At 44.8% G+C, this 4,961-nt stretch carries 3 protein-coding genes and 1 pseudogene; 2 read left to right on the top strand and 2 right to left on the bottom strand.

Annotation, left to right across the window (positions count from 1 at the left end):
• Together ACI882_RS18065 and ACI882_RS18060 are read right to left on the bottom strand one after the other, a co-directional pair.
• A pseudogene (locus ACI882_RS18065) lies at positions 1 to 203 on the bottom strand (NrdJb); the annotation flags it as partial.
• A 40-nt stretch (positions 204 to 243) separates the two neighbouring features.
• A complete protein-coding gene (locus ACI882_RS18060) occupies positions 244 to 2,394 on the bottom strand; it encodes an adenosylcobalamin-dependent ribonucleoside-diphosphate reductase (protein WP_411748594.1) in 2,151 nt (716 codons plus the stop codon).
• A gap of 449 nt (positions 2,395 to 2,843) precedes the next feature.
• Between ACI882_RS18060 and trpB the strand changes: the two genes are divergently transcribed.
• Both trpB and trpA read left to right on the top strand, forming a co-directional pair.
• Entirely contained in the window at positions 2,844 to 4,103 is a 1,260-nt protein-coding gene (gene trpB, locus ACI882_RS18055) for a tryptophan synthase subunit beta (RefSeq protein ID WP_411748593.1), read from the top strand.
• The gene (trpA, locus tag ACI882_RS18050; protein ID WP_411748592.1) at positions 4,103 to 4,870 is read left to right on the top strand and encodes a tryptophan synthase subunit alpha; all 768 of its coding nucleotides are present in this window, start codon (positions 4,103 to 4,105) and stop codon (positions 4,868 to 4,870) included. The genes trpB and trpA overlap by 1 nt, the downstream gene beginning before the upstream one ends.
• Positions 4,871 to 4,961: the final 91 nt, after the last annotated feature.

Raw genomic sequence — 4,961 nt, 5'->3', positions numbered from 1 at the left:
ATATCATTGATAGTGAGATACATAGCGTGATCTGACATCGGCGTTTTTATTTTATAAGTGCTACCTGCCAAGGCTTCGGGGCGTGACACCTTTTCGTGCATCTGAATAATATTACTATCTGCTTCTACGGCAGTCTCTGCCGCTACATCTTTCGCTGTAACGACTTTATAGCCGACGATCTTTTTCTCAATTTTCTTGTTCATTATTGTCCTCGCAGTGCTCTGCGGATGTAGTTTTAGTTAATTAGAATTTACCGTAGTAACCTTCTTTCAGCGCATCGAATAGATTGGCGGCGGTATGGGTTTCACCGTCGTACTCAACTTCTTCGTTACCTTTAAATTCTACGGTAGAGCCATCTTCAAGGGTAAAGCTGTAAGTGGTATTTTCCAAATCACTTTCCTTTACCAATACACCCTGGAATGCCTCTGGGTTAAAGCGGAAGGTGGTGCAGCCTTTAAGTCCTTTTTCTGCCGCATACAGATAGATGTCTTTAAACGCTTCGTATTCGCAATCGGTTGGTACATTAATAGTTTTGGAGATTGAAGAATCAACCCACTTTTGTGCCGCAGCTTGAACGTCAACATGCGCTTTAGGTTCAATGTTCTCTGAACTCAGGAAGTACTCAGGCAAGGCTTCTTCGGCATCTGTACTAAAGGGCATGGCCTTAGAGTTCACCAGCGTGCGGTAAGATAGTAGCTCATAGGAAAAAACGTCGACTTTTTCTTTAGACTTCTTGCCCTCACGGATAACATTACGAGAATAGTGGTGAGCAAAACTTGGCTCTATGCCATTACTAACGTTGTTCGCCAACGACAGAGATATAGTGCCAGTTGGGGCAATGGATGAATGATGACTAAAGCGACAGCCATCTTCAATAATAGACTCAATAAGTTTGGGATCAGCCTTGGCTACCTGTTGCATATACCGACTATACTTGCCTATTAGTACCTTACCCTTAATTTTATCGCCAACCTTAATGCCATCCTTTGCTAAGTCCGGTTGTTTAAATAAGAGTGCAGCGGTGACATCAAACTCATCTTCCATAATTGGCGCCGGGCCTTTTTCACGCGCCAGCTCTAAACCTGCATAAAGTCCTGCCACGGCCATATCTTGAGCCACACGCTCAGTGAACTCTAATGAGTCTGGCTCACCATATTTCATGCGTAGCATAGTCATCGCTGAGCCTAATCCTAAAAAGCCCATACCGTGACGTCGCTTGTATTCAATTTCTTTGCGCTGCTCTTCAAGGGGTAGACCGTTAATTTCGACAACGTTATCAAGCATCCGCGTGAATACACCGACCACCTCTGCGTATTCGTCCCAGTCAAAAAATGCATCTTCGGTAAATGCGTTGCGTACAAACTTGGTCAAATTGACAGATCCTAGCAGACAGCTACCGTAGGGAGGAAGAGGCTGTTCACCACAGGGATTAGTCGCGCGAATATCTTCGCAGAACCAGTTGTTATTATTCTTGTTGACCTGATCGATAAGAATAAAACCTGGCTCAGCATAGTCATAGGTTGATGACATGATCGCATTCCATAACTTTTGAGCGCGGATTGTTTCGTAAATACGGCAGGCCACCAAGCCTTGTTCATTAGTTACATAACCGTCTGTCGTGGGGAAATGTTTCCAAACGACATTATCCCCTTTCATGTCAATGCCGCCATCGACTTCCTTGGCACTGATAGGGAATGTTAGATCCCAATCGCCGTCTGCACGCACCGCTGCAATAAACTCTTCAGTAATCAATAGAGATAGATTAAATTGGCGCAAACGACCGTCTTCACGTTTGGCGCGAACAAAATCGAACACATCGGGATGGCTAACATCAAAGGTTGCCATCTGAGCGCCCCTTCTGCCGCCTGCGGAGGACACGGTGAAACACATTTTGTCGTAGATATCCATGAACGATAACGGGCCAGACGTATAGGCACCAGCGCCAGATACGTAGGCTCCTTTAGGGCGCAACGTAGAGAATTCGTAACCAATACCGCAACCGGCTTTCAAGGTTAAGCCTGCTTCTAGATTGCGCTCTAAAATGCCGAGCATTGAATCAGGCACTGTGCCTGACACTGTACAGTTAATCGTCGAGGTCGCAGGTTTGTAAGCTCGCGCACCTGCATTTGAAATAATACGGCCTGCTGGAATGGCACCATGCTGGAGAGCCCAAACAAAACGTTCTTGCCATTTTTCGCGTTGAGCTTCGTCCTCAACATCCGATAATGCCTTGGCAACTCTCATGTAGGTTGCATCTATATCAGCATCAATGGGATTTGACTGCTTATCTTTAAGGCGATATTTTTTATCCCAAATATCCAAAGATGCAGCCTGCATAACGATTTCTTGAGAGTTTTTTGTTGGCTTAATTGTTTTTAGTTTTGGTGCGCTCATTGTGTGCCCTTTAATGCTTGACTAGCTAAAACTGCCTAACAATTATTATTAGCCCAATTTTTTAACCAGATCACCTGAATTTGTATTGAAAATATTCCAGATTCATCCTTGAAACTGTTAAGTGAGTTTATCCTACATGGTGTGTCTTGCAAGTGTTAATCCACTACATCTTGTGTTTATTTGCACTTTTAATCCTATTTTGATTTCATAAGTGCCTGCAAAAGTTGTGGATAAATCGTCCTAGCAACGATACATACTGGGGTTGTTGGGTTTTCTGACTATACTAGGCAAATGGGTCACGATTGGGGTTTTTTTACGCAACACCTACTAGGAGCGTAAAACGTACAATCGTTGTGCGTTGTCCATGACTTGGCTAAAATGGACGGCTGATTAGTTTTCTTTCAAACAGCGGGGATAAAAGCAGTCTCCGCGTTCTCTTGAGGTTTTTAATGGATATTTTCGATTTCTCTGATGGCCGCGAAGGCTACTACGGAGAGTATGGCGGCGTTTTTATTCCGGAAATCCTACATGCAACTATCGAGGAGCTGCTGGCCTGTTTTCGTGAATGCAAAGCTGATCCAAAGTTTTGGCAAGATTATGTTGCCCTGCTGCAAAATTATTCTGGCCGCCCCACACCGATTACTCATCTAGAAAACTTGTCTCGAAAGCTTGGTGGTGCGCAAATTTACGTTAAGCGAGATGACCTTAATCATACGGGTTCCCACAAAATTAATAATGTTATGGGGCAAGGTTTACTATGCCAAAGATTAGGCAAACGTCGAGTCATCGCTGAGACCGGAGCAGGCCAACATGGGTTTGCCACTGCGACCATGGCTGCCAAATTTGGCTTTGATTGCAAAATCTACATGGGAGCTGTTGATGTCGCTCGACAGCGCCCAAACGTTTTTTGGATGGAAAACCTCGGAGCCGAAGTCATTGCGGTTGAAGATGGCCAGAAGACATTAAAAGATGCTGTTAATGAATGCATGCGAGATTGGGTAACCAATATGGCTGACACTCACTATATTTTGGGTACTGCTTGTGGTCCACACCCGTTTCCAGAAATGGTGAGTTGGTTTCAATCTATTATCGGTCTGGAGGCGCGCGAACAGATATTAAAACAAGCGGGAAAATTACCTGACCGTGTCTATGCCTGCGTTGGCGGTGGGTCTAATGCTATGGGTATTTTCCAGGGCTTTTTTGATGACGATAACGTTGAATTAATTGGCTGTGAAGCCGGTGGACATGGAGTTGGTTCTTACATGCATTCAGCAAGATTAGCCTATGACGATGCCTCTGTGGGTGTTGCCCAGGGTTACAAGACATATTTTTTGCAGAATGATGAAGGCAATATGAATGAAACTCATTCTGTCGCCGCTGGTTTAGATTATATTGGTATCAACCCTATTTTTGCCCATCTCTGGGAGCAAGGTAAGGTGCGCTTTGAGGCGGCCACAGACATTGAGGTCAAAGAGGCTTTAACATTGACCATGCGAACCGAGGGGCTTATACCTGCCCTTGAAAGTACACACGCATTTGTCACTGCCATAAAAGAAGCACCAAGCATGGGCAAGGATGAGATTATCTTGATTAACCAGTCTGGTCGTGGTGATAAGGATATCTTTACGATCGCGGATGCCCTTGATGACTCTAAATGGAAAACATTTATTGCTGGCAAAGCCGATCAGTATCGGTCGGAGAAAAAATAATGGGACTGCAAACCTACATTACTGAACGCAAAAAAGACAAAGACTTACTAGTGATGGCCCACGTGGTGTGCGGTTATCCCTCTTTTGCAGACAACATGAAAGAGCTAGAAATCATGGCTGAAGCTGGTGTTGATTTGGTGGAGCTTCAGTTTCCTTTCTCTGAGCCCAGTGCAGACGGCCCTCTTTTTGTGAGAGCCAATGAAGCATCTTTGAAATCGGGAACAACGATTGATCAATGTTTTGAATTTATGCATCAGGCTAGTCAACGCTTTCCGTTTAAGATTTTGATGATGGGTTATTACAACACTGCGTTTAAAATGGGCGAAGAGGTTTTTGTAAAACGTATTAAAGAGGCAGGTGGAGTGGGTTATATTTTGCCTGATCTGCCTGTGGAGGAGTTCGCTAACCTTCATCGTTTATCTGAACAAGAGGGAATTGAGCCTATTGTGTTAATGACTCCGACCAGCACCGATGGGCGTCTTGCAAAACTAGGAGCGGCCAGCCGCGGAATGGTCTATGTGGTAGCACGCAAGGGCGTTACAGGTTCAAAAACGACGATGGGTGATGATGTGCTAAGTCTTATAGCTAGGTGTCGGCAACATACCGAGTTGCCTATTGGCGTGGGCTTTGGTGTTAGTTGCAAGGCCGATATGGACTTTTTACGCGGCACTGCAGACCTCGCTATAGTGGGAACCGCTGCCCTTAAAACCTGGGAATCCTCCGGTGCTGAGGGTCTAAAAGTGTTTTTTGCCGAGCTAATGGCCTGAAGTCATTATTTTGACAGAAACCATACTCATAGCGATAAACGCCAATCATTGATAACTTCATTTTCAATTTCCGACAATACTGGAGTACGGC

This window comes from Reinekea sp. (assembly GCF_046710285.1).
GTDB lineage: Bacteria > Pseudomonadota > Gammaproteobacteria > Pseudomonadales > Natronospirillaceae > Reinekea.
This window is presented reverse-complemented; position numbering and strand designations above follow the sequence as displayed.

Bases quoted from the DNA above. Each gene is read 5' to 3' on its own strand.
- ACI882_RS18060 (WP_411748594.1), bottom strand. From the start codon at position 2,394: ATGAGCGCACCAAAACTAAAAACAATTAAGCCAACAAAAAACTCTCAA.
- trpB (WP_411748593.1), top strand. From the start codon at position 2,844: ATGGATATTTTCGATTTCTCTGATGGCCGCGAAGGCTACTACGGAGAG.
- trpA (WP_411748592.1), top strand. From the start codon at position 4,103: ATGGGACTGCAAACCTACATTACTGAACGCAAAAAAGACAAAGACTTA.